Below are 22,376 nucleotides of genomic sequence, written 5' to 3'. Positions count from 1 at the left end.
AAGCGGCCGGCTCGCGCCGGCCGCCCGCGTCTTCAGAACCAGCGGCGGTCTTCGCCCGGGCCGTCGACATTGCTCACGCAACGTCCGCACAGTTCCGGATGCTGCGCATGCTGGCCGACGTCGTCGCGGCGGTGCCAGCAGCGCACGCACTTGGCCGCGTCGCTGACCGTGGCCGACACCCACACGTCCGCGCCTTCCAGCTCCGACAGCACGGCGGTGTCCGGCTGGCCGCCGGCCACGTCCAGGCGCACGTCGGACGTGATGAAGAAGAAGCGCAGCTCATCGGCTGCCGGCGCATAGCGGCTCACCAGCGCGGGGTCGGCGTGGATGGCCAGCTTCGCTTCCAGCGAGGCACCGATCTGCTCGGCCTTGCGCATGCCTTCGAGCACGCGCGAGGCGGTGTCGCGGATGGCCAGCAGGTCGGACCAGTAGCGGCGCTGCTCCGGCGACCCTTGCGCGGCGGACAGGCCGTCGTACCAGGTTTCGAACAGCACGCTATCGCTGCGCTGGCCCGGCAGGGCCTTCCAGATTTCCTCGGCGGTGAAGCTCAGCACCGGCGCCAGCCAGCGCACCAGCGCCTCGGCGATGCGGTACATCGCGCTCTGCGCGCTGCGCCGGCCGCGGCTGTCGGTCGGCATGGTGTAGAGGCGGTCCTTGGTGATGTCCAGGTACAGCGCGCCCAGCTCGTTGGTGCAGAAGTTCTGCACGCGCTGGACGATCTCCGGGAAATCGTAGCGGTCGTAGGCCGCCGCCACCGCCTGCTGGGTGTCGTAGGCCTGCTGCACCGCCCACTGGTCCAGCAGCAGGCAGTCTTCCACCGGCAGCAGGTGCCGCGCGGGATCGAAGCCGTCCAGGTTGCCCAGCAGGAAGCGCGCCGTGTTGCGGATGCGGCGGTACATGTCGGAGACGCGCTTGAGGATCTCGTCCGACAGCGACATCTCGTTGCGGTAGTCGGTGGAGCAGATCCACAGGCGCAGGATGTCCGCGCCCAGGTTTTTCATGATGTCCTGCGGCTCGATGCCGTTGCCCAGCGACTTGGACATCTTGCGGCCCTGCGCATCCACGGTGAAGCCGTGGGTGAGCACGTCGTCGTAGGGCGCGCGACCGTGGATGGCGGCCGAGGTGAGCAGCGAGGACTGGAACCAGCCGCGGTGCTGGTCCGAGCCTTCCAGGTACATCACCTTGTACGAATCGGCATCGCCCTGCTGCAGCTCCGGGCGCTGGCCGAGCACGGCGAAATGCGTGACGCCGGAATCGAACCAGACGTCGAGCACGTCGTTGACCTTCTCGTAGTCCGCGGCCTCGTCGCCGAGCAGCTCGGCCGGATCGAGCGCGTACCAGGCGTCGATGCTGCCCTGCTCCACGCGCTTCGCCACCTGCTCCAGCAGCTCGACCGAGCGCGGATGCGGCTCCTGCGTGCCCTTGTGCACGAACAGCGCGATCGGCACGCCCCAGGTGCGCTGGCGCGAGATGCACCAGTCCGGGCGGTCGCCGACCATGCCGGCGATGCGCTCCTCGCCCCAGCCCGGCACCCAGCGCACCTGGCGGATGGAATCCATCGCCGCCTTGCGCAGGCCGGCCTGCTCCATGCTGATGAACCACTGCGGGGTGGCGCGGAAGATCACCGGCGTCTTGTGGCGCCAGCAATGCGGATAGCTGTGCTCGATCTTGTGGTGGGCCAGCAGCACGCCGCGGCCGCGCAGCATCTCGACGATGGCGTCGTTGGACTTCCACAGATGGGTGCCGGCCAGCGCCAGCTCGCCGGCCGGCGGCGTGTCCGCGCGATAGGTGCCGCGCGGCTCGACGTAGTTGAGCGTCTCGATGCCGTACTTGCGCGAAACCACGAAGTCTTCCACGCCGTGGTCGGGCGAGGTGTGCACCGCGCCGGTGCCGTCTTCGGCCGACACGTGCTCGCCGAGCAGCACGGGAATCGTGCGCTCGTAGAACGGGTGCTGCAGCAGCACGCCTTCCAGCGCCTGGCCGGCGACGTGGCCGAGCACCGGCGGATGCTCCACGCCATAGCGATGCGAAGCCTTCTCCACCAGCGCGCAGGCCAGCACCAGCAGCACGCGGCGGCCGTCGCGCGCGGGGCCTTCGACCAGGGCGTATTCCAGTTCCGCACCCATCGACACCGCCTGGCTTTCCGGCAGCGTCCACGGCGTGGTGGTCCAGATCGGGATGGCCACGATAGCGTCGCCCGCGTCCACGCCGAACCTGGCGGCGAGCGCCTTCGGGTCGAGCGCGTCGTAGGCCACGTCGATCGCCGGCGAGACCTTGTCGGCGTATTCGATCTCCGCCTCGGCCAGGGCCGAGCCGCAGTCGAAGCACCAGTACACCGGCTTGAAGCCGCGCATCACATGGCCGTTGTCGACGATGCGCGCCAGCGCGCGCAGCATGTCGGCCTCGAACTTGAAGTCCATGGTGCGGTACGGGTTCTGCCAGTCGCCGAGCACGCCCAGGCGCTTGAAGTCGGTGCGCTGCAGGTCGATCTGCGCCTGCGCGTACTCGCGGCACTTCTGGCGGAAGGCCACCGCGTCGAGCTTGTCGCCGGCCTTGCCGTGCTTTTTTTCCACCGCGATTTCGATCGGCAGGCCGTGGCAGTCCCAGCCCGGCACGTAGGGCGAGCGGTAGCCGGCCAGCAGGCGCGACTTCACCACCACGTCCTTGAGCACCTTGTTCACCGCATGGCCCAGGTGGATCACGCCGTTGGCGTACGGCGGGCCGTCGTGCAGCACGAACACCTTGTCGCGGCCGGCGGTGCGCTGCTGGATCTGCGCGTAGCGGCCGACCGTTTCCCATTCCGCCAGCCACTGCGGCTCGCGCTTGGGCAGGTCGCCGCGCATCGGGAAGTCCGTCTGCGGCAGGTTGATGGTGTTCTTGTAATCCTGGGTCATTGCTCGGATGCCATCGGGGTTGTCGGGCGCGGCCCTCGTGCCGTCGCCGTGGGGTGTGCGGCCGGCGTGGAAGCGCCGGCTTGAAGCGGAAAGCTCAAGTCCATGCCTCGGTCAGGCGCGGATTCATGCCGAGCACCTCGCGCGCCATGCGGGCGTCGCGGCGGATCTGCTCGGTGAGCGCGTCCAGGCCGTCGAATTTCAGCTCGTCGCGCAGCTTGGCCACGAACTCCACCGCCATGCGCTGGCCGTAGAGGTCGCCTTCGAAATCGAACAGGTGCACTTCCAGCAGCGGCTGGGCCACTTCGTTGACGGTGGGGCGGACGCCGAGGCTGGCCACCCCCGGCCAAGCGCATTCGCCCTCGCCCAGGCCCACGCGCACGGCGAAGATGCCCTGCACCGGCGGCACGCGGTCGCGCAGGTGGATATTGGCGGTGGGGTAGCCCAGTTCGCGGCCGAGCTGGTTGCCGTATTCCACCTTGCCCTCGATCACGAAGGGCCGGCCCAGCAGCGGCGCGGCGCCGGAGAACTCGCCGGCGGCCAGCAGCATGCGCACGCGGGTGGCGGAGACGCGGGCGCCGTCGAGCAGCACCGGCGGCATCACGCGGGCGGCGAAGCCCAGTTCCGCGCCCATTTTTTCCAGCAGGGCGACGTCGCCGCCGCGCTTGTGGCCGAAGCGGAAATCGCCGCCGACCCACACCTCGCGGGTGCCCAGGCGCTGGACCAGCACGCGGCGCACGAAGTCTTCCGCCGGCATGGAGGTGAGCTCGTGGTTGAAGCGCAGGATCAGCGCCTTCTTCACCCCAGCCGCCTCGAAACCCAGCAACTTCTCGCGCACGCTGGACAGGCGCGGCACCGGCTCCTTCGAAAAGAAGGCGCGCGGCAGCGGCTCGAAACTCACCACGATCGGCGTCAGGCCGGTCGCCTGCGCGCGCTCGTGCACCTCGGTCAGCAGCGCCTGGTGCCCGCGATGCAGTCCGTCGAACGCGCCGACGGCGACTACGCTACCGCCGGGCGCCAGGCACGGACCGGCGATATCCCTGGAAAGTCTGGTCATCGCGCGAGTATAGCCGTAGGACCGCAGCCTGCGGCGGCGCATCAAACGCCGCGCAGTTCACGCAGCCGGAAGCCCGCGGCGAACAGCGTGGCGAGATAGGCGCCACCGCCGGCGCCGACCAGCGCGGCGAGATGCCACACGCGGGCCCACTTGTCCGCCGCGGTCCAATCCGGCCACAGCCACAGCCCCGCCAGCAGCACGCCGATCATCACCGCGCAGGCCAGCGCCAGCCGGCCCAGATGGCGCATCCAGCCCGGCTGCCGCTGGTACACCCCGGCCTTGCGCAGCCAATACCACAGCAGGGCCAGGTTGATATAGCTGGCCGCCGCGCTGGCCACGCCCAGCGCCATGTGCAGGCCCGGCACCTTGGCCAGGCCTTCGAACAGCGCGCCCTGCTTCACCTCGGCCGGCGCCCACAGCGCGTACAGCACGGCCAGGAACAGCACGTTCAGCACCATGTTGGCGATCAGCGAGGCCACGCCGGCGCGCACCGGGGTGCGCGTGTCCTGGCGCGCGTAGAAGGCCGGCAGCACCACCTTGACCAGGGCGAAGGCCGGCAGGCCGAAGCTCAGCGCGGAGATCGACAGCGTGGCCATGCGCGTATCGAACGGGGTGAAGCGCCCATGCTGGAACAGGGTGGCGACCAGCGGTTCGGCCAGCAGCATCAGCGCGAACATCGCCGGCACCGCGATCAGCAGGGTGATGCGCAGCCCCCAGTCCAGCGCCTTGGAAAATCCCTCGCCATCGGTGGCCACGTGGTGGCGCGACAGCGACGGCAGGATCACCGTGCCCAGCGCCACGCCGAACACGCCCAGCGGCAGCTCCAGGAAACGGTCGGCCTGGGACAGCCAGCTCTGCGAGCCGATGAACAGCAGCGAGGCGATCACCGTATCCAGCAGCAGGTTGATCTGCGCCACCGAGGAGCCGAACAGGGTCGGCACCATCAGCTTGAGGATGCGCCGCACCTCCGGATGGCTCCAGCCCCAGCGCGGCAGGGTGAGCAGGTCCAGCTGGCGCAGCGCCGGCAGCTGGAACAGCAGCTGCAGCATGCCCGCCGCCAGGATCGCCCAGCCCATCGCCATGATCGGCGTATGCAGCCGCGGCGCCAGCCATAGCGCGCCGGCGATCATGCACAGGTTGAGGATCACCGGCGTCAGCGCCGGCAGGCCGAAGCGGTGGAAGCTGTTGAGCGCGCCGCCGGACAGCGCGGTCAGCGAGACGAACAGCAGGAACGGGAAGGTCAGGCGCAGCAGGTTGACCGTGAGCTCGAACTTCTCCGGCGTCTCGATCGCGCCCGGCGAGAACAGCGTGGTGACCTGCGGCGCGAAGATCACGCCCAGCGCCGTGATCAGCATCAGCACCCCGCCCAGGGTGCCGGAGACGCGCGACATCAGCGTTTTCAGCTCCTGGTGGCTGCGTTTTTCCTTCACCTCGGTGAACACCGGCACGAAGGCGGTGGAGAACGAGCCCTCGGCGAACAGCCGGCGCATGAAATTGGGGATGCGGAACGCCACCCAGAATGCGTCGGTGGCCGCATTGGCGCCGAAAGCCGCGTTGATCGACATATCCCGGACCAGCCCGAGCACGCGCGAAATCATGGTCATGCCGCTGAACGACAGCAGCCCTCGGAACATGCTGGGTGACTTCATGCGCGCGCCGGTGCCTTTCTTGTTGTGGTGGTCATCGATGGAAGCTGGCCCGCTCCGCCCCCTGGCGGCGCCGGCAAAGCGCGTAGTCTGACAGCGGCCGCGGGCGGGAACACAGCGCGTTTGTGGCAAAATCCCGCTTCTGTTCATGGGACCGGCCCGCCACCCCCGCCCGCAGGCCCCATCCGCACGGTCCAGGTGTCGCTAAGCTGTTGACGCAACGACCCATTACCGTCATAATTGCCCCCTTTTTCCAACCAACCCAAGCTATTTCGGAGTTCTACCTTGGCCAACATCAAGTCCGCGAAGAAGCGCGCGCGCCAGTCCGAGCAGCGCCGCCTGCGCAACGTCAGCGCCCGTTCCATGGTGCGCACCGCCCTCAAGAAGGTCGTCAAGGCCATCGAGAACAAGGACAAGGCTGCCGCTGTCGAGGCGTTCGCCGCCGCCCAGCCGGTCATGGATCGCTACGCCTCGCGTGGCCTGATCCACAAGAACAAGGCCGCTCGCCACAAGAGCCGCCTCAACGCGAAGATCCGCGAGCTGGCGTAAGCCGGCTTTATCAAGCGAATCGGGTTGGCGCAAAGGGCCGGCGAAAGCCGGCCCTTTCGTTATTGGGAAAACCAGCCGGCGAAAGCCGGCCCTTTCGTTATTGGGAAAACCAGCCGGCGCACCCTGCTCGTCATTCCGGCGCAGGCCGGAATCCAGTAACGAGGCGCTGCACGCAAGCGAGAACGCCAAAAGGCTGGGCCTTGTGCTTTTCGCGACAAACCAATCCTGGCGCCACTGGATTCCGGCCTGCGCCGGAATGACGAGCCGTGGCGCTACGCCGGAATGACGGGCGAGCCGTGGCGTTCCCGGCCCCTTACCTACGCCACCGCCTCGCGCGCCTTCTCCGGCAACGCCAGCCGCCTCTCCTCCGCGTCGTACTCGATCAACAGCACGCCCGAATCGTGCCTTCCGTTGATGTCCACGAAGCACGCGCCCCCGATAAACGGCTCCAGCGTCATCACCGACTTCAGCGGCGTCGCCACCACCATCTGGAAGCCGAAGTTCTCGAAGATATTCATTGCCAGCGCGGTGAATTCGTTGTCGGCCTTGTCGAAGGCCTCGTCCAGCACCACTGGCGCGTAGCGCGGCAGATGGCCGTCGTCGCCGCCGAGCTGATAGCGCAGCGCCGCGGCCAGGCAGGTGGTGGCCAGCTTCTGGCGCTGGCCGCCGGATTTGCCGGCGCCGCTGCGGTAGACCTCAACCTGGCGCCGCGTTTCCGCCTCGATCTCCACGCCGATGAATTCCACATGCAGGCGCACGTCCAGCACCTGCTCGCGCCAGCGGCGCAGTTCCGGATCCGGTGCGCCCAGCCGCTCGACCAGCCCGCGCAGCACGGCGAACTGCGCCTCGGCGCGTTCGCGGTCCTCGGTGGGGTGCTGCATCAGCACGTCGCGCAGCTGGGCCTGGAAATCGCGCACTTCCTGCAGGCCGCGGTCGCTCACTTCGATCTGCAACAAGGTGCCGCGGTTGAACGGCACGCGCTCCAGGCTTTCGTTGACCTCTTCCATGCGCTGGCCGATCGACTTGCGCGCCTCGGTCATATGTTTCTGCAGCACCAGCAGGTCCTGCTTGCTCTGGCTCTGCAGCAGCTCGAAGAAGCGCGCCTCGTGCTTGGGCAGGCCGTCCAGCTCCAGCCGGCGCAGGCGGGCCAGGAAGCCTTCGGCGGAATCCAGGCGCGGAGTGAAATCGGCGCTGTCCTGCGGCCAGCGCCGGCAGAACGCGCGGAAGCATTCCTCCACCGACTGCACCAGCCGGTGGTCGCGTTCGGCCTGGCCGTCCAGCACCTCGTGCAGCGCGCGCTCCAGCGCGCGGAACTGGTGATCGATGTTCTCCAGCGACAGCAGCGGCTGCGCCGGCAGGCGGGCCTGCAGGCCTTCCTGCTGCAGCGGCGTCAGCGCGGCGGCGCTGGCGCGCATGGCGCAGGCTTCGCGCTGGTTTTCCACGCCGCGGCGCTCGCGCTCCACCGCGATGCGTTCGGCCGCGCTTTCCTCGTAGGACTTGGCGGCTTGCTGCCGCGCCGCGCGTTCGGCATCGAGGCGGCGGCCGAGCTCGTTGAGTCCTGCGTCGCCTTCGTTCAATTGCCGCAGCTGGTCCTCGATATCGGCCAGGCGCTGCAGCTTGGGCGCGATGTCGATCTCTTCCCATTCGATGCCGGCGAACGCGGCGGCGGCGACGCGGCGGTCGCCGTCGCGGTCGCGCTGCGCCTTCAGCTGGGCCAGCGCGTCGCCGGTGCGCGCGATGGACTGCGCCAGTTCCTGGCCTTCCTTCTCGAACAGCACCAGCTTGTCGCGGTTGTCGAAACCCAGCACCCAGTGCCGGCGGTCGTCGGCGGCGCGGCGATCGTCCTTCTCGTAGCGGTCGCCGGGATGCTTGACCTGGCCTTCGCGCGTGATCGCGCGGTCGGCCTGGCGCAGCGCCGCGGCGTTGTCGACGCAGGCGTAGTCGAAGCGGCGCGCCAGCTCGGCCTGCAGCCAGGCGCGATGCGCGTGGTCGCGCAGTTCCAGCCGATGCACCAGCGAACGGCCGTCCGGCTTGCGCTGGCCGAAGGCTTCCACGCGGCCGACGCGGTAGTACACCAGCTTGCCGCCCAGATGGGTCTTGTTGACCCAGGCCGCCACCGCCGCGTACTGCTGCTCGTCCACCAGCAGCGACAGCGCGAAGCCGTGCAGCACGCGCTCGATCGCGCCGCGCCAGGCGGCGAATTCGTCCTTTACCTGCAGCAACTCGCCGGCAAACGGCACGGTGTTCCCGGACCAGCCGAGTTCCTCGCACAGCCGCGCGCGCATGGCCTGGATCGGCGCGGGGATATTCGAAGGGTGTTTTTTCAGCGCGTCGATTTCCGCGCGCACCGCAGCGAAGCGCTGCGCGGCCTGGCCGCTGTCGCGCTTGATCGCGTCCATCTGTTCTTCCAGCGCGCCGCCCTGGCTGCGCACGCCGCTGGCCAATTCGCGCGCCTGCCCGGCCAGTTCGGCCAGCGCGCGCGCCGTGCCCGGCAGGGTCCAGCCCAGTTCGCGGCAAGCGCTTTCGAGCTTGTCGCGGCGGCGCAGGCGCTCGTCGCGTTCGCGCTGCACCTGGGCGCGCTCGCGTTCGAGCTGGTCGACCGCGTCGCCGCCCTGCTCGCGGCGCTGGCGCTCCATATCGGCCAGGCGCTGGTCGTGGTTCTCCAGCGCCTGCTTGCGCTGCGCCTGCTCGCCTTCCAGGCCTTGCGCCAGCACATCGAGTTCGGCGCGGCGGTCGTCCAGCAGGCGCAGGCGGCGCTGTTCGCGGAACAGGTCCACGCCCTGCTGCTGCTCGCGCAGCGCGGAAGTCTCGCGGCGCAGCGCCTGCAGTTCGTCGTAGGCCTGGCGCGCCGGTGCCAGCGTCTGCACCTGCTCCCGCGCGATCACCACGGCCTTGTGCGCGGCATCGAGCTCGGCGAAATCGGCGACGAGGCGGTCGGCCGCGGCGAAGGTTTCCGGCTCCTCCAGCATGAAGCCGCGCAGGAAATGATTGAGGTCGCCCAGGTTCTTGGCCGACTGCGTCTTGTGCAGCAGCTTCAGCGCCATGTCGTTCTGGATGCCGAGCAGGCGGCGGAAGCGTTCCGCGTAGCCGGCGAAGGCGTCGAAATGATGCACCTCGTCGCCCAGTCTGGCCTTGAGCCGGCGCAGGTCCAGGTCGAAGCCGTCCATCTCCTTGGCCACGTCGAACGCGCGCTCGGTGACCATGTAGTGCTTACGTACGTCGGCCGCGGCCGAGCCGTTGCCGGCGATCCAGAACAGGCGGATCAGCGAGACCGTCTCGCCCAGCGCATTGCGGTATTCCAGTGCCAGCGCCGACCAGGTGCTGCCCTTGCGCAGGTACTGGGTGGCGATCTCGCCGGAGTCGCTGTCGTGCTGGTCGGCCCAGGCGCCGCGCACGTACGAAGCGAGGCTGCGGTCGCGGCCGCTGCGGTCCGCTTCGCGCGCCGCGGCGTTAAAGTCGACCAGGCTGGGCGGCACCAGCAGCGCGGACATCGCATCGAGCAGGGTCGACTTGCCGGAGCCGGAGCGGCCGACGAACAGGAAACCCTTCTCGGCGATCGGAATATCGACCAGGCCGCTGAAGGTGCCCCAGTTGAACACCTGCAGCCGGCGCATGCGGAACTGCTCATCGCGCGGGTCGGGCAGGTCGGAGAGGAACAGCGAAGGCGCGGCGGGGCGTGCCGTCTTGGTTTTCGACGGGCGCACGGGAGATGCCGCGCCGGAATCAGGTTCCGGTGCGGCAACCGCCACAGGCGGCTGGATCGGTTCAACCGGCTTCGCTGCCTTCGCTTTCTTCGGCGCGGCCCTGTCGCTGACGCTCGCGCTCTTTGCCTTCGGCTGCTTCGCCACGGCCTTACTTGCCGTTTTCTTGGCGGCGGCCGTCTTCGCCGGCGCCTTGCTTTTACTGCTCATCCGCAGCCTCCTGCAGCACCACGTCCGCGCCGCGCAGCTCGCGGTACACCTGGGTCAGCGCCTGCACGTCCTCGGCCGAGAACAGCAGCTTCAGCGTGGGCGAGACCTCGTAGCGGTCCTCGCTGCCGCGCAGGCGTTCCAGCACGTGGCTCTCGCGCATCTTGGCGATCGCCGCGGCGACGCGCTTGGCAAAGCCGGCGCGGTCGGTGGAGAAATTCCTTTCGTAGACCGACAACGCATCCACCAGCGCGCCCTCTTCCACCACCGCGCGGCGCCCGTGCGCCTCGCCTTCCAGCAATTGCTGGCGCAGGTGCAGCAGCAGCACGGTGTCGATGAACGTGAGCGGCAGCGAGCGCAGCAGCACAGGCGTGTCGAGTTCGCTGGTGTCGGCCTGGCGCGCGAAGGCGACCCCGGCCTCGCGGTCGATCACCAGTTCCAGGAACAGCTCGCACAGCTGCGAATGCAAGGTGGCCTCGTAGCGCAGCAGCACCGGCCACAGCGCGGCGTGGCGGCCGGCGTCGATGCTGGGGCCGGCCAGCAGCTGGCACAGCACGCGGCGCACTTCCAGCGGCAGCACACCGGTGTCGCCATCGAACAGCGCGCCCTTGGCGGTCGCGTCCGGCAGCGCCGGCACCGTTACGGCCAGATCGGCTTCTTCATGCAAATTCATGGCGTTTCTCTTTGAGGAACCACACCAGGGGCACGCGCGCGCGGCGCCACTGCCCGTCGCCGCCCTGCCACGAAACTTCTTCCAGCTCGCCTTCGGCCACCACGCCATGGCGCGTGGCCAGCGAGAGATAACCGATGATGCTGCCCAGGCCCTGCTCGGCCGGACGCGCGGCGAGCACTGCGCCGATCGACAGCTGTGGGGTGTCCTGCAGCAGTTCGTGCAGGTCGCGGCGCAGGCCGCGGTAATTGATTTCGGACTGCGCCACCAGCGCACCGACGCTGTCCAGCGAAATGGCGGCCGCGCCGGAGAGATCGATGCGCCCGTCGATGCGCGCATGCCGCGGATCGTGCAGGCGCCACTGCGAGAGCGAACGCAGGCGCGCGCCGGTCAGCGGCAGTTCGAGCGGCAGGCGGCGATGCGCGCCCAGTTCGTCGCGCAGCTGCAGCGCCTCGGCCTGGGCCTGCTTCAGCAGTTGATTGAGGCGGCGCTGCTCCAGGTAGCCGCGGCTCTGCACGAAGCCGCGCAAGCTGCGCGCGAAGTGCTGCATCACGTCGTGCACCTGGCCGCCGCGCTCCAGCATCACGCGGGTGAAGCCGCGCAGCAGCTGGCGCTCCTCGCGCTGCAGGCGGCGGGCGAAGCCGCGCGACAGCACGGTTTCCATGGCGGCGTCGAGCTGGTTGCTCTGCTCCACATTGTTGAGCAGTTTCCAGAACGCGCCGAAGCTGCGGCCGGCCTCGCTGCCGGCGATGACGTCGACGCCTTCGAACAGGCGGTCGAGCAGGTCGCCGCGCTGGCCTTCGTCGTCGATGATGCGTTCGCGGAATTCGCGATTGAGGCGTTCGAAATCCTCGCGCACGCGGCGGAAATCCTCGGCCAGTTCGTCGGCGAGCTGGATCACCTCGCGCGTGCGTTCGAGCGCGCGCTGGCCGCCGACGGCGTCGAGCTTGCCGCTGCGCACGCGTTCGATCTCGGCGTCCAGGCGCGCGCGTTCGGCCAGCAGGCTGTCCAGGCGCGTGGCGGGATCGGTCTCGGTCTGCTCGGCCAGCTGCACCAGCTGCTGGATCACCAGCGACAGGCGGCTTTCGGTGGCGGCGTGGCGCGGCGAGTGCAGCCCGGCGATAAAGCGCACGGCCTGCACGGCCTGCGCCGACAGCTCGTATTCCTCTTCGCTCGAACCTTCCGGCAGGCGGCGTTCGAGATAACCCTGCGCCAGCCAGTGCGCCACGTAGGCCTGCGCGGTGCGCGGCAGCTCGGTGGGCAGCTCGGAGGCATTGATGGTGTCGAGGTGGTCCTGCAGGCGCTCATGCAGGGCCGAGGCGGGCAGCCGGCGCTCGCCGTCCTGCAACAGGGACTGCAGCAGGCCGATCAGTTCCGGCGCGTGGTCGGCGGCCAGCAGCCGCCACAGGGCTTGTTCGCGCAGCCGGCGGTAGCCGGCGATGCGGGCTTGCAGCTTCATGCGTGCGGGGTGCTCCGGGCGGGGCGCGGGACGGCGCGGGAGACGGCGTGGCGCGCGCGCTCAGTCGTGCGGCGCGTCCCCGCGCAGGCGCACGTCGCCCGGCAGCATGTCGGTGCGGCCTTCCTGCACTTCGCGCTGCGCCTCGAAGAACCGCTGGATCTGCTGGCACACCGCCAGGGTGTTGTCGCGCGCGATGGCCGAGACCAGGAACCACGGCTGGGTCCAGCCCAGGCGCTGCACGATGTCCTCGGCCACGGCCTGGCGCTCGTCTTCCGGCAGCACGTCGGCCTTGTTCAGCACCAGCCAGCGCGGGCGCTGCAGCAGTTCGGGGTCGAACTTCTGCAGCTCGTGCTCGATGGCGTGCACCTGTTCCACCACGTCGGAGCCGTCGATCGGCGCGATGTCTACCAGGTGCAGCAGCAGGCGCGTGCGCGCCACGTGGCGCAGGAACTGGATGCCCAGGCCGACGCCCTCGGCGGCGCCTTCGATCAGGCCGGGGATGTCGGCGATCACGAAGCTCTGGTCCGGCCCCAGGCTGACCACGCCCAGGTTCGGGTGCAGGGTGGTGAACGGGTAGTCGGCCACGCGCGGCGTGGCCGCCGACACGGCGCGGATGAAGGTGGACTTGCCGGCGTTGGGGAAGCCGAGCAGGCCGACGTCGGCCAGCAGCTTCAGCTCCAGCTTCAGCTCGCGCACCTCGCCCGGGGTGCCGGGCGTGGACTTGCGCGGCGCGCGGTTCACCGAGCTCTTGAAATGGATGTTGCCCAGGCCGCCCTTGCCGCCCTGCGCCACCAGCAGGCGCTGGCCGTGGGCGGTGAGGTCGCCGATGATTTCGTCGGTGTCGACATTGGTGACCACGGTGCCGACCGGCACGCGGACTTCGGTGTCGTCGCCGCCCTTGCCGTACATGTCGCTGCCCATGCCGTTCTCGCCGCGCTGCGCCTTGAACGCGCGCTGGTGGCGGAAGTCGACCAGGGTGTTGAGGCCTTCGTCGGCCACCAGCCAGATCGAGCCGCCGCTGCCGCCGTCGCCGCCGTCGGGACCGCCGAAGGGAATGAATTTTTCGCGACGGAAGCTGATGCATCCGTTGCCGCCGTCACCGGCCAGGACCTTGATGATGGCTTCGTCGACAAATTTCATGGCTTGGGTGCCGGGAATAGGGAATAGGGAATGGGGAATAGGGAATCGCAAAACCACGCGATCTCGGGAATTGTAGAGGAGGCTGGGTGCGGGGGCTCTTAAGCTATTCCCTATTCCCCATTCCCAATTTCCTGTTCCCGCCCAAAAACAAAAGCCCCGCCGAAGCGGGGCTCTTGCGCTGCGCCGGCCGGGCTTAGCCCTGGACGACGTTCACGTACTTGCGGTTCTTCTCGCCACGGGTCTTGAACTCGACCGTGCCGTCGACCAGCGCGAACAGGGTGTGGTCGCGGCCGAGGCCCACGCCGGTACCGGGATGGAACTTGGTGCCGCGCTGACGCACGATGATGTTGCCGGCTTCGATGGCCTGGCCACCGTAGATCTTGACGCCGAGATACTTCGGGTTCGAATCGCGGCCGTTGCGCGAAGAACCTACGCCTTTCTTATGTGCCATGACTGATTACTCCAGATTGGCGGATCAGGCGTTGATGCCCGTGATCTCGACTTCGGTGAAATGCTGACGGTGTCCCTGCTGCTTCTTGTGGTGCTTGCGGCGGCGGAACTTGATGATGCGGACCTTGTCGGCGCGGCCATGCTTGCGCACGGTGGCGGAGACGGTGGCGCCGGTCACGGTCGGCGCGCCGACGGTGATGGTCTCGCCCGAACCCACCAGCAGCACTTCGTCGAACTTCACGCTGGCGCCTTCTTCGGCGTTCAGCAGCTCCACGCGCAGGACGTCGCCCTGCTGGACGCGGTACTGCTTGCCGCCGGTCTTGATGACTGCATAACTCATGGGAATATCCCTTCTGTCGTTATTCTCTTGGGTGTTCTCGCTTGCGCGAGCCGGCGATCATAACCAAAAAAATCCCAAGGATCAATCCGATAGCCCCGGCCGCCGGCGACCCTGGCTCGCGGCGGCGGTGCCAGGCCCGTTCCGGCTCCGCGGTTACCCCCAACCGGCGGGCCTCGGCGCGCTCCAGGCGGGTGTCGCCGGCGGTCCGCCGGCCCCGGCAGGCGCCCGGCTATTGCGCGGGCGTGCTGGCCTTGCCGGTATCGGCAGCCGGCTTGGCCGGCGCCGCGGCGGGCTTGGCCGGCGCCTTGGTGGTGGTCTTGGCGGGCGTCTTCTTGGCCGGGGCCTTTCTGGTCGACTTCGATTTGGTCGTCGCCTTCCCCTTCGCCTTGCTCGCCGGCGCCGCCTTCTTGGCCGGAGCCGCCTCGGCCGCGGCCTCGTCGTCGTCATCGGCGCCGGCGGCATTCGCCGCCGCGGCGCCTGCCGCCACGCCGGTGGCCGCCGCCGCATGTTCGGCCGGGCAGCGGCCGCCCGCGTCGAGGCTGCCCTTCTGCTTGAGCTCGGCGATCATCTGGTCGCTGCGCTCCTTGCTCCACTGCAGCCCGGCCTGGTTGGCCTCGCCCATGGTGGTCGGCATCTCGGTGATCACTTTCTGGCCAAGTGGCGACCGGTAGAACTTCAGCATGCCGTCGATCTCGTCGGCGCTGAAATGGCGCTGGTAGATCGGCACCAGCCGCCCGATGAATTGCTGGGTGCCGTTGCTGTCCATGTAGCCCTGCCAGTAGCTGGCCGGGATGCACGGCAGCGACTGCTGCATCACCGTCACGGCCTGGCTGTTCATCTGGCTGAGCATCTTGCCCACCCCCACCACTTCCATCAGCTGGCGCACCTGCTCTTCGCTGGGCTGGGTCGCGGCCGAGGCCGTGCCCATGGATGCCACCAGCGCCAGGGAGAGCCCCCATCCTTTCCACTTGCGCATGTGTACTGGTCTCGCTGCATCGGCCTTGCGGCCAAAACGCGTATTAAGCCAAGCCACTTGTTAACACTTTGATGGAACCCCACTTTCAGGCTTCTCCCCCGATTCCTCCCCGACCCCGCCAGCGGCAATAACTGACCTGGCGAGTTTGGTATAGTGCAGTTTTTCCCCCTCCTACTGACTTCTCCCCGGCGTTCAATGGACACCATCCGCATCCGCGGCGCGCGCACGCACAACCTCAAGAACATCGATCTGGACCTCCCCCGCGACCAGTTGATCGTGATCACGGGCCTGTCCGGTTCCGGCAAATCCTCGCTGGCCTTCGACACCATCTATGCCGAAGGCCAGCGCCGCTACGTCGAGTCGCTGTCGGCCTACGCCCGCCAGTTCCTCTCGATGATGGAGAAGCCGGACGTCGACCATATCGAAGGCCTGTCGCCGGCCATCTCGATCGAGCAGAAATCCACCTCGCACAACCCGCGCTCCACCGTGGGCACCATCACCGAGGTCTACGACTACCTGCGCCTGCTGTACGCCCGCGTCGGCACGCCGCGCTGCCCGGACCACGGCATCCCGCTGGAAGCGCAGACGGTGAGCCAGATGGTGGACGCCACCCTGGCGCTGGATCCGGACAAGCGCTTCATGCTGCTGGCCCCGGTGATCCGCGAGCGCAAGGGCGAGCACGTGCAGGTGTTCGACCAGCTGCGCGCGCAGGGCTTCGTGCGCGCACGCGTCGACGGCGTGGTGTACGAGCTCGACGCCGTGCCGCCGCTGACCCTGCGCCAGAAGCACACCATCGAAGTGGTGATCGACCGCTTCCGCCCGCGCGACGACATCAAGCAGCGCCTGGCCGAATCCTTCGAGACCGCGCTGCGCCTGGGCGACGGGCTGGTGATCCTGGCCGACATGGACGATACGAAGGCACCGGAACAGCTGTTGTCCTCGCGCTATTCCTGCCCCGTGTGCGACTACTCGCTGCCGGAGCTGGAACCGCGCCTGTTCTCGTTCAACTCGCCGATCGGCGCCTGCCCCACCTGCGACGGCCTGGGCGTGACCCAGGTGTTCGATCCGGCGCGCGTGGTCGGCCATCCGGAGCTGCCGCTGTCCGGCGGCGCGATCCGCGGCTGGGACCGCCGCAACGCGCACTATTTCCAGCTGATCATCTCGCTGGCCAACCACTACCGCTTCGACGTCGACACGCCCTGGCAGAAGCTGCCGGCCGGCGTGCAGAAGGCCGTGCTGTACGGCAGCGGCAACGACAAGATCCAGTTCCGCTACCTCACCGAACGCGGCGGCAAGGTCACCCGCGAGCACTCCTTCGAAGGCATCCTGCCGAACCTGGAGCGCCGCTATAAGGAAACCGAATCGCCCGCGGTGCGCGAGGAACTGGCCAAGTACATCGCGGACCATCCGTGCCCCGACTGCCACGGCCAGCGCCTGAACCGTTCGGCGCGCAACGTGTTCGTCGCCGACCACGCCCTGCCCTCGCTCACCTCGCGTTCCATCGACGACGCGCTGGGCTTCTTCGACACCCTCACCCTCACCGGCTGGCGCGGCGAGATCGCGGTGAAGATCGTCAAGGAAATCCGCGAGCGCCTGAGCTTCCTCAACGACGTGGGCCTGAACTACCTCACGCTCGACCGCCAGGCCGACTCGCTGTCCGGCGGCGAAGCGCAGCGCATCCGCCTGGCTTCGCAGATCGGCGCCGGCCTGGTCGGCGTGATGTACGTGCTGGACGAACCTTCGATCGGCCTGCACCAGCGCGACAACGAGCGCCTGCTCGGCACGCTCACCCGCCTGCGCGACCTGGGCAATACGGTAATCGTGGTGGAGCACGACGAAGACGCCATCCGCCTGGCCGACCACGTGCTCGACATCGGCCCCGGCGCCGGCGTGCACGGCGGCGAAGTGGTGGCGCAGGGCACGCTGAAGGACATCCTCGCCTCCAAGCGCTCGGTCACCGGCCAGTATCTTTCGGGCCGCCGCGCGATCGAGGTGCCGAAGGAGCGCCGCGAGCAGGAGGACAAGGACTCCTGGCTGCATCTGCGCGGCGCCACCGGCAACAACCTGAAGAACGTGGACCTGGCCATTCCAGCCGGCCTGTTCACCTGCATCACCGGCGTGTCCGGCTCGGGCAAGTCGACCCTGATCAACGACACGCTGTTCCGCCTCGCCGCCGCCGAACTCAACGGCGCCAGCGAGCAGCCGGCGGCGTACAAGTCGGTCGAAGGGCTGGAGCTGTTCGACAAGGTGGTCGATATCGACCAGTCGCCGATCGGCCGCACGCCGCGTTCGAATCCGGCTACGTATACCGGCCTGTTCACCCCGCTGCGCGAGCTGTACGCGCAGGTGCCGGAAGCGCGCTCGCGCGGCTACACCGCCGGCCGCTTCAGCTTCAACGTGCGCGGCGGCCGCTGCGAGGCCTGCGAAGGCGACGGCATGATCAAGGTGGAGATGCACTTCCTGCCGGACGTGTACGTGCCCTGCGACGTCTGCCACGGCAAGCGCTACAACCGCGAGACGCTGGAGATCGCCTACAAGGGCCACACGATCGCCGACGTGCTCGACATGACGGTGGAAGACGCGCTCAAGCTGTTCGAGAACGTACCCACCATCGCGCGCAAGCTGGAAACCCTGCGCGCGGTCGGCCTGGACTACATCAAGCTGGGCCAGAGCGCGACCACGCTGTCCGGCGGCGAAGCGCAGCGCGTGAAGCTGTCGAAGGAGCTGTCCAAGCGCGACACCGGCCGCACGCTGTACATCCTGGACGAACCCACCACCGGCCTGCACTTCCACGATATCGAGCAGCTGCTCGACGTGCTGCACCAGCTGGTGGACCAGGGCAATACCGTGGTGGTGATCGAGCACAACCTCGACGTGATCAAGACCGCCGACTGGATCGTCGACCTCGGCCCCGAGGGCGGCGCCGGCGGTGGACGCATCCTGGTCGCCGGCACGCCGGAAGCGGTGGCCGAGACGGCCTCTTCGCACACCGGCCGCTTCCTTGCGCCGCACCTGGGCATCAAGCCGGCGCAGGCGCAGAACGATGCGCCGAAGAACGGCGCGCAGAAGACCGGTGCACAGAAGAGCAATGGCCGCGACACCAAGGCCGTACGGAAGAAGACCGCATGAGTTTCACCATCACCGAATCGAGCCCCGCCGCGGATGCCGCGGCGGAAGTCCAGCCGCTGTTCACCGCCTCCATCGGCGTGCGCTGGCGTGATCTCGACGCCTTCAACCACGTCAACAATTCCAACTACCTCACGTATCTGGAAGAAGCGCGGCTGCAGTGGCTGAAGCACGTGCCCGGGCCGTGGTTCGACGAGCAATCGATGCCGGTGCTGGCGGCGAGCGAGATCAACTACCGCTTCCCGATCGAATGGCCGGCGCAACTGCAGGTGGAACTGTTCTGCCTGCGCCTGGGCAACAGCTCGATGACCATCGGGCATCGCATCGTCGATGCGGAACAGCCGGACAAGCTGTACAGCGACGGCCACGTGGTGATGGTCTGGATGAACCCGCACACGGGCAAGCCGGTGCCGCTGCCGCAGGCGATCCGCGACGCGGCTGAGCAGGCCTGATAGGCAACACACCGCCAACCAGCGTCATCCCGGCGCAGGCCGGGATCCAGTAACGTCACCGTTCGACCATCGCTGGAAGCTTCAAAGGCCCGGCCTTTTTGGGCCCGTATCTCCATGCAGCGCATCGCTACTGGATCCCGGCCTGCGCCGGGATGACGCATTAGCTAAGCTTCGCGGCTGGCGCGCATCTGGCGCCGACTTGAGTTGCGAAGGAATCCCGCCGTCATGTCCACGACATTCGCCCTCCCCCGCGTCGCCATCATCGGCTGCGGCGGCACCATCGCCTCGCTGGGCACTTCCAGCACCGACCTGATGGATTACCCGGAGCACGGCAGCAAGCTGGACGTCGCGCAGATCCTTGCGCGCGTGCCTGAAATCGCCGGCGTGGCCGAAGCGGTGCCGGTGCCGTTCCGTTCGGTGGGCAGCAACAATCTCACCATGGCCGACTGGTTCGAGCTGCGCGCCACCCTGCGGCGCCTGTCGCGCGAGCAGCCGGAGCTGGCCGGCTTCGTGATCCTGCACGGCACGGCTACGCTGGAAGAAACCGCGTTCTTCCTCAACCTCACGCTGGATATCCCGCAGACCGTGGTGCTTACCGGTTCGCAGCGGCCATTGAGCGCGGTGGGTTCGGATGCGCCGTCCAATCTGCTGGGTGCGATCCGCGTGGCGGGCGATGCGGATGCGCGCGGGCGCGGCGTGCTGGTGGTGTTCAACGACGGCATCTATCCGGCACGCGACGTGATCAAGGTTTCCACCTTGCGGCTGGATACGTTCCGCTCGATGGATCACGGCGTGCTCGGCACGGTCGATCCGGACCGCATCCGCTACCGCCGCCGCCCCGAAGGCCGCCATGCCCCCGGCGCGGCGTTCGCGGCATTGCCCGACGATGCGCGGCCGCCGCGCGTGGACATCGCCTATTCGTACGTCGGCGCCGACGACACCATGATCGAAGCCGCACTGGCCAAGGGGGCGCAAGGCATCGTCTCCGCGGGCCTGGCGCCGGGCCTGGTCACCCAGGCCGAGCGCATCGCGCTGGAAGCGGCCATCGCCGGCGGCATCGCGGTGGTGCAGTGCACCCGCTCGCCGCTGGGCAGCGTGGCGCAGCGGCGCTACCTGCAGGAGACGGGCTTTATCGCGGGCGAGGATTTCAGCCCGCAGAAGGCGCGCATCCTGCTGGCGCTGGGCCTTGCGCTCACGCGCGACCTGGCCGCGCTGCGCGGCTTCTTCGCCACGCACTGAATTCCTCCGGGTCGGCCACAACGCAGCCGGCGCGATCCGGGGTTAACGCATTGGCGGCCACGGATGCCGCATCTTCATGCGCGCTGCGTAAGATCGGCGGCGCCCAACGAAAGGAGTTCGCCCGTGAGCAAGTTCCCCTTCACCACCCTCGCCCTGGCCTGCGCCACCACCCTGGCCGGCACCGCCGCCGCGGCCACGCCCGAACGCACCGAGCTGACCCTGTACCGCAGCGACGACGCCTCCCTGTTCACCGGCGGCGATGGCAGCAGCGTGGACAGCGGCTACGCCATGGCGCGCGAACCGCGCCGGCTGGATCTGCAGCAGGGTGTGCAGGACGTAAGCCTCGGCGGCCTGCCCGCCTTTCTCGATACCGAAGCGCTCTCGCTCGACGTCGAAGGCGACGCCGCCAAGGTGCTGTCGCAGCGCCTGCTGCTGGCCCAGGGCCGCGACGCCGCGCTCGGCAGCCTGGTCGGCCAGCCGGTGGAAGTGCTCGGCAGCAACGGCCAGCCACTGGCCAGCGGCACCTTGCTGCGCGCCGGCAACGGCCTGCTGGTGAGCGATGCCAGCGGCCGCACCAGCCTGATCCGCGACTACGCGGCGGTGCGCGCCAGCGGCCACTTCAATACCGGCTCCAGCCTGGAACTGCGCGTGGATGCGGCCAGGGCCGGCAATGCGCGCGCCACCTTGAGCTATCCCACCGCCGGCCTCGGCTGGCGCGCGGCGTATATCGGCACCGTGCTGCCGGGCGCCGGCTGCAAGCTGCGCTTCGAATCGCGCGCCAGCATCGCCAACCGCAGCGGCCGCGACTGGAACGACGTGCACCTGACCCTGATCGCCGGCGAGCCGCAGATCACCCGCACGCCCGGCCCGATGCCGGCCGCCGCGCCGCGGATGATGTCCTTCAACGCCAAGGCGCAGGCGGCCGACATGCCGCAGCAGGGCTCGGTCGCCGACTACCGCAGCTACACCCTGCCCGGCGCGGTGAACCTGCCCGACGGCAGCGTCAGCCAGGTGCCGCTGTACGAAACGCGCCAGCTCGATTGCGAACGCACCCTGCTGTATGAAACGGGCGGCCGCTGGACCCCGCCGCAACCGGCGACCAACCGCGACTTCAACACCGGAGGCAGCAATACCGTGACCAGCACGCTGAAGCTGCGCGCCTTCGACAGCCTGCCGGCCGGCAACCTGCGCGTGATGACCACCGACCGCAACGGCACGCCGCAATTCATCGGCGAGGGCCGCATTGAGGACACGCCCAAGGGCAGCGACGCCACCATCACCCTGGGCAATGCCTTCGACCTGCGCGCCGAGCGCGAACGCACGCAGTTCAAGCTGGACAAGGCCGGCCGTTCGATGGACGAAGCCTTCCGCATCACCCTCACCAATGCCGGCGACAGCGCGCGCACGGTGACGGTGCGCGAACACCCCAGCCGCTGGCGCGAATGGACGCTGCAGTCGTCCAGCACCAAGCCTTCGGAGCAGAAGCCCGACCTGCTGGAATTCCGCATCGAAGTGCCGGCCGGCGGCAAGGCCACGCTGGACTACGCGGTGCGCTACCGCTGGGCCGAGACCGACCAGCCGCAGCAGTAAGCCCGGCGTTTAAAGCGCCGGCGAGGCCCGCGAGTTTGCTACGCTCGCGGGCCTTACTTCTTTCGTCCGGGGACGACGCCATGCTCAACCTCGTCAAGCACGACGCCATCGTCGAGATCAATCTCGCGCGCCCGCCGGTCAATGCGCTGAACCTCGAACTGCTGCACGCGATCCAGGCGGCCATCGCCACCGCCGTGCAGGACGGCGCCGCGGGCATCGTGCTGTCGGGTACGTCCGGCATGTTCTCCGCGGGCGTCGACGTGCCCGCCCTGCTCGGCCAGGACCGCGACGGCGTGCGCCGCTTCTGGAGCACCTTCTTCGCCACCTGCTCGGCCATCGCCATGGCGCCGGTGCCGGTGGTGGCCGCGATTACCGGCCACGCACCCGCAGGCGGCGCGGTGCTGTCGCTGTTCTGCGATTACCGCGTGATGGCCGAAGGCCCGTACCGCATCGGCTTGAACGAAGTGCAGGTCGGCCTGATCGTGCCGGACTGCATCCAGCTCGCGCTGCGCCGCGTGGTCGGCCCGTATCGCGCGGAGCGGCTGCTGGTGGCCGGCGCGATGATCGATGCGCAGCAGGCGCTGTCGTTCGGCTTCGTCGACGAGCTGACCGGCGTGGACCAGGTCACCACGCGCGCCCTGCACTGGCTCAACGAACTGCTGGCGCTGCCGGCGGGCGCGATGCTGGCCACGCGCCAGCTGGCGCGCGCGGATCTGACCGAAGTGTGGGCGGATCCGGAAAAGCTGCCGATCGGCGTGTTCGTCGATGCGTTCTTCAGCGAGGAAACGCAGGCGGTGCTGCAGCAGCTGGTGGCACGCCTGAAAAAGAAATAATCGCCACGGCGCCACGGCGTAGGTTGGGGTGAGCGCAGCGAACCCCAACA

At 68.6% G+C, this 22,376-nt stretch carries 15 protein-coding genes and 1 pseudogene; 6 read left to right on the top strand and 10 right to left on the bottom strand.

Annotation, left to right across the window (positions count from 1 at the left end; genetic code table 11):
* Positions 1-32 precede the first annotated feature (32 nt).
* The 3 genes from ileS to murJ all read right to left on the bottom strand — a co-directional run bounded on the left by ileS (position 33) and on the right by murJ (position 5,597).
* Entirely contained in the window at positions 33-2,894 is a 2,862-nt protein-coding gene (gene ileS, locus FHW85_RS01790) for an isoleucine--tRNA ligase (RefSeq protein ID WP_168647115.1), read from the bottom strand.
* 94 nt (positions 2,895-2,988) lie between these two features.
* Positions 2,989-3,948 carry a bifunctional riboflavin kinase/FAD synthetase gene (locus FHW85_RS01785; protein ID WP_167254472.1) on the bottom strand — a complete coding sequence of 320 codons (960 nt, stop codon included), beginning with the start codon at positions 3,946-3,948 and terminating at the stop codon, positions 2,989-2,991.
* A 41-nt stretch (positions 3,949-3,989) separates the two neighbouring features.
* Positions 3,990-5,597, bottom strand: coding sequence for a murein biosynthesis integral membrane protein MurJ (murJ, locus tag FHW85_RS01780; protein WP_168647114.1), 1,608 nt, complete (start codon positions 5,595-5,597; stop codon positions 3,990-3,992).
* 282 nt (positions 5,598-5,879) lie between these two features.
* Here murJ and rpsT point away from each other — a divergent pair, with 282 nt between their 5' ends.
* Positions 5,880-6,143 carry a 30S ribosomal protein S20 gene (gene rpsT / locus FHW85_RS01775; protein WP_167254468.1) on the top strand — a complete coding sequence of 88 codons (264 nt, stop codon included), beginning with the start codon at positions 5,880-5,882 and terminating at the stop codon, positions 6,141-6,143.
* Positions 6,144-6,478: 335 nt separating this feature from the next.
* Here the strand turns inward: rpsT and FHW85_RS01770 are convergent.
* The 7 genes and pseudogenes from FHW85_RS01770 to FHW85_RS01740 form a co-directional block, all read right to left on the bottom strand.
* Positions 6,479-9,802, bottom strand: a pseudogene (locus FHW85_RS01770) (SbcC/MukB-like Walker B domain-containing protein); the annotation flags it as partial.
* Positions 9,803-10,043: 241 nt separating this feature from the next.
* On the bottom strand, positions 10,044-10,724 hold the full coding sequence (locus tag FHW85_RS01765; protein ID WP_168647113.1) for a DUF4194 domain-containing protein: 681 nt from the start codon (positions 10,722-10,724) through the stop codon (positions 10,044-10,046).
* Complete coding sequence (locus tag FHW85_RS01760) at positions 10,711-12,180, bottom strand: DUF3375 domain-containing protein (RefSeq protein ID WP_167254464.1); 1,470 nt, start codon at positions 12,178-12,180, stop codon at positions 10,711-10,713. The genes FHW85_RS01765 and FHW85_RS01760 overlap by 14 nt, the downstream gene beginning before the upstream one ends.
* Before the next feature lie 60 nt (positions 12,181-12,240).
* The gene (cgtA, locus tag FHW85_RS01755) at positions 12,241-13,320 is read right to left on the bottom strand and encodes an Obg family GTPase CgtA (protein WP_168647112.1); all 1,080 of its coding nucleotides are present in this window, start codon (positions 13,318-13,320) and stop codon (positions 12,241-12,243) included.
* A 193-nt stretch (positions 13,321-13,513) separates the two neighbouring features.
* The gene (gene rpmA / locus FHW85_RS01750) at positions 13,514-13,771 is read right to left on the bottom strand and encodes a 50S ribosomal protein L27 (protein ID WP_026636285.1); all 258 of its coding nucleotides are present in this window, start codon (positions 13,769-13,771) and stop codon (positions 13,514-13,516) included.
* A gap of 24 nt (positions 13,772-13,795) precedes the next feature.
* Entirely contained in the window at positions 13,796-14,110 is a 315-nt protein-coding gene (gene rplU / locus FHW85_RS01745) for a 50S ribosomal protein L21 (RefSeq protein WP_167254461.1), read from the bottom strand.
* A gap of 229 nt (positions 14,111-14,339) precedes the next feature.
* The gene (locus FHW85_RS01740; RefSeq protein WP_243868004.1) at positions 14,340-15,038 is read right to left on the bottom strand and encodes a DUF2059 domain-containing protein; all 699 of its coding nucleotides are present in this window, start codon (positions 15,036-15,038) and stop codon (positions 14,340-14,342) included.
* 243 nt (positions 15,039-15,281) lie between these two features.
* Here FHW85_RS01740 and uvrA point away from each other — a divergent pair, with 243 nt between their 5' ends.
* The 5 genes from uvrA (at position 15,282) to FHW85_RS01715 (ending at position 22,326) form a co-directional block, all read left to right on the top strand.
* Positions 15,282-18,215 (top strand): excinuclease ABC subunit UvrA, encoded by a 2,934-nt coding sequence (gene uvrA, locus FHW85_RS01735; RefSeq protein ID WP_168647111.1) that lies wholly within the window; start codon positions 15,282-15,284, stop codon positions 18,213-18,215.
* Positions 18,212-18,664, top strand: coding sequence for a thioesterase family protein (locus tag FHW85_RS01730; protein ID WP_167254455.1), 453 nt, complete (start codon positions 18,212-18,214; stop codon positions 18,662-18,664). Before uvrA ends, FHW85_RS01730 begins: the two co-directional genes overlap by 4 nt.
* Before the next feature lie 225 nt (positions 18,665-18,889).
* On the top strand, positions 18,890-19,903 hold the full coding sequence (locus FHW85_RS01725; protein WP_168647110.1) for an asparaginase: 1,014 nt from the start codon (positions 18,890-18,892) through the stop codon (positions 19,901-19,903).
* Between the two features lie 123 nt (positions 19,904-20,026).
* Positions 20,027-21,493 carry a DUF4139 domain-containing protein gene (locus FHW85_RS01720; protein WP_343203656.1) on the top strand — a complete coding sequence of 489 codons (1,467 nt, stop codon included), beginning with the start codon at positions 20,027-20,029 and terminating at the stop codon, positions 21,491-21,493.
* 80 nt (positions 21,494-21,573) lie between these two features.
* The gene (locus FHW85_RS01715) at positions 21,574-22,326 is read left to right on the top strand and encodes an enoyl-CoA hydratase/isomerase family protein (protein WP_168647108.1); all 753 of its coding nucleotides are present in this window, start codon (positions 21,574-21,576) and stop codon (positions 22,324-22,326) included.
* Positions 22,327-22,376 lie beyond the last annotated feature (50 nt).

This window comes from Dyella sp. SG609 (assembly GCF_012275375.1).
GTDB lineage: Bacteria > Pseudomonadota > Gammaproteobacteria > Xanthomonadales > Rhodanobacteraceae > Dyella_D > Dyella_D marensis.
This window is presented reverse-complemented; position numbering and strand designations above follow the sequence as displayed.

Excerpts from the sequence above, each read along its gene's own strand:
- FHW85_RS01760 (WP_167254464.1), bottom strand. The coding sequence starts at position 12,180 with ATGAAGCTGCAAGCCCGCATCGCCGGCTACCGCCGGCTGCGCGAACAA.
- FHW85_RS01740 (WP_243868004.1), bottom strand. The coding sequence starts at position 15,038 with ATGGGCACGGCCTCGGCCGCGACCCAGCCCAGCGAAGAGCAGGTGCGC.
- rpmA (WP_026636285.1), bottom strand. The coding sequence starts at position 13,771 with ATGGCACATAAGAAAGGCGTAGGTTCTTCGCGCAACGGCCGCGATTCG.
- FHW85_RS01730 (WP_167254455.1), top strand. The coding sequence starts at position 18,212 with ATGAGTTTCACCATCACCGAATCGAGCCCCGCCGCGGATGCCGCGGCG.
- FHW85_RS01785 (WP_167254472.1), bottom strand. The coding sequence starts at position 3,948 with ATGACCAGACTTTCCAGGGATATCGCCGGTCCGTGCCTGGCGCCCGGC.
- cgtA (WP_168647112.1), bottom strand. The coding sequence starts at position 13,320 with ATGAAATTTGTCGACGAAGCCATCATCAAGGTCCTGGCCGGTGACGGC.
- FHW85_RS01765 (WP_168647113.1), bottom strand. The coding sequence starts at position 10,724 with ATGAATTTGCATGAAGAAGCCGATCTGGCCGTAACGGTGCCGGCGCTG.
- rplU (WP_167254461.1), bottom strand. The coding sequence starts at position 14,110 with ATGAGTTATGCAGTCATCAAGACCGGCGGCAAGCAGTACCGCGTCCAG.
- FHW85_RS01715 (WP_168647108.1), top strand. The coding sequence starts at position 21,574 with ATGCTCAACCTCGTCAAGCACGACGCCATCGTCGAGATCAATCTCGCG.
- murJ (WP_168647114.1), bottom strand. The coding sequence starts at position 5,597 with ATGAAGTCACCCAGCATGTTCCGAGGGCTGCTGTCGTTCAGCGGCATG.
- FHW85_RS01725 (WP_168647110.1), top strand. The coding sequence starts at position 18,890 with ATGTCCACGACATTCGCCCTCCCCCGCGTCGCCATCATCGGCTGCGGC.
- ileS (WP_168647115.1), bottom strand. The coding sequence starts at position 2,894 with ATGACCCAGGATTACAAGAACACCATCAACCTGCCGCAGACGGACTTC.
- uvrA (WP_168647111.1), top strand. The coding sequence starts at position 15,282 with ATGGACACCATCCGCATCCGCGGCGCGCGCACGCACAACCTCAAGAAC.